A 1,761-nucleotide genomic window follows, 5' to 3' on the forward strand; every position below is an offset into this window, starting at 1 on the left:
GAGCCGTACTGCCCGGGAACGCACTGACACCCTCACCAGGAACCCGAGCCTCGGTAGGCATGTCGGACAGCCCCGGCAGCCCATCCCCCACCCCGGTGCCCGGAGCCGTGATGCCCTGGGTGTTCACATCGGGCAGGCTCGTGTCCGGGAACCCGGCGATGTCGGCGGTGCCCGGTGCGGTGGCCGAGTCCGGACCGGTGACTCCCGGAGCGTCCAGGCCCAGGTTTTTGGGGAACGCGGAAGGCGCGTCCAGCGTGCGGGACTTGGTGCCGGTGTTGCCGGTTCCGGGTGAGTTCAAGCCCCCGGCCAGGCCCGGGAAGGGGGCGACCTCCGGCATCGGGGAGCCGGTGCCCTGGCCGTTGGGGTTGAGCGCCGCGTCCATGGTCGGATCCAGCTGCCCCGTGGAGGGCATGTTCGCCGGGTCGCCACCAAGTGACGGATCACCGGGAAACCCGTTCGGACTCACACCCGGCCCGTTGTCCAGGGGCGCGCCCGAGCCGAGATCAGATGCGTCGAAGGGCGCCGGGGACACGGACGCGTTCCGGAGGCCGGGGCCACCCGAAGTTGAGCCCGGACCTCCCAGATCCGTCGCATTCGGTGAGAAGCCCGGCGCCGTGGGGTCCAGCGTCCCAGCGCCGGGCGCCAGACCGGTATTCGGGTAGTCGGTCGGGGCGGCGACGTCCTGGGGCGAGTTCCCGCCGTAGTTCGGTATGCCGCCGCCGGTGTACGGCATTCCGTCACCGTAGTTCGGCATGCCACCGCCGGTGTACGGCATTCCGTCACCGTAGTTCGGTATGCCACCCCCGGTGTACGGCATCCCTTCGCCGTAATCGGGCATGTTGTCGTACGGGCTGTTCGCCGGGTTGTCGGGGGAGGTCGGCTGGCTGACGGAGCCACTGGTGACCTTGTAGTGCTGGGACAGGGCAACGAGCACCTTCCGCATGTCGTTGCCCATCATCTCGACGATCTTCTTGTTGGCGCTGACCCGGACCAGGCCGTTGCTCATCAGAAGGTGGGGGTCGATCGCCAGCGCCTGGTGGGCGTACCAATTGTTGATGTCGTTGATCTTCGCCTTGGCCTCGCGCAGGTGCTGAGCGTTGTCCGCCAGTTGCTGCGGGACGTTGTAGTCCCCGGTGACGCCGCCGGACAGCGCGTCGGACATGTGCTGCACCTGCGTCGAGAGCCCGGTCATGGCTGTTTTAAGGGTTGACGCCGCCTCACCCTGCCACGGTCCGTTCTCGCCCGTCAGTTGCTCGGTCTGGTCGCTCAGGGCCTGAGCGACCTCCTGCAACACCTGCTGCGTGTAGGAGAAGGTGTTGGCTGCCTCCTGGACGGTCTCCGGATCGGAGATCTGTGTGGCCCGCTCCTGGTTGTGACTGTCGACGACATAGGCGGCGCCGCCGTTGACGGCCGCCATGATGTGCTTCCAGTCCCAGCTGCTGTAGTCACCGCTGGTGTCTCCGTCATTGGCCCAGACACCGTCCTCGCCCTCGGAGAAGCCAGGGACGTCACTGCTCTTGTTACTGCCGGCCATGGCTCCGCTTTTCCTCCACCCGACGCTCGCGGTCAATCCCAGGTCTACTGCATTCGCTGGCCCGGCTGGTTACGAGGCGGGCGCCAGCCGTCTAGAAGCCGGGCAGCACCGCCGGCTCCGCCGGACGATCCAGCGCGACCCCAGACTGCTCCGGCCCGGACATCGACACCCCCACGACCCGCGGCTGGTTCGGACTGTCGAACGCAACCACAGGCTCCTGCTGCCCC

Annotated in this window: 1 protein-coding gene; it reads right to left on the minus strand. The window is 67.9% G+C overall.

All coding sequences use genetic code 11. The features are described from left to right. Window positions 1–1,534: WXG100 family type VII secretion target (locus tag AC07AZ_RS26740; RefSeq protein WP_478852033.1), on the minus strand; the 1,534-nt coding region annotated here is incomplete at its 3' end. Between the last annotated feature and the right edge of the window lie 227 nt (window positions 1,535–1,761).

This window comes from Streptomyces sp. NPDC043878 (assembly GCF_056435735.1).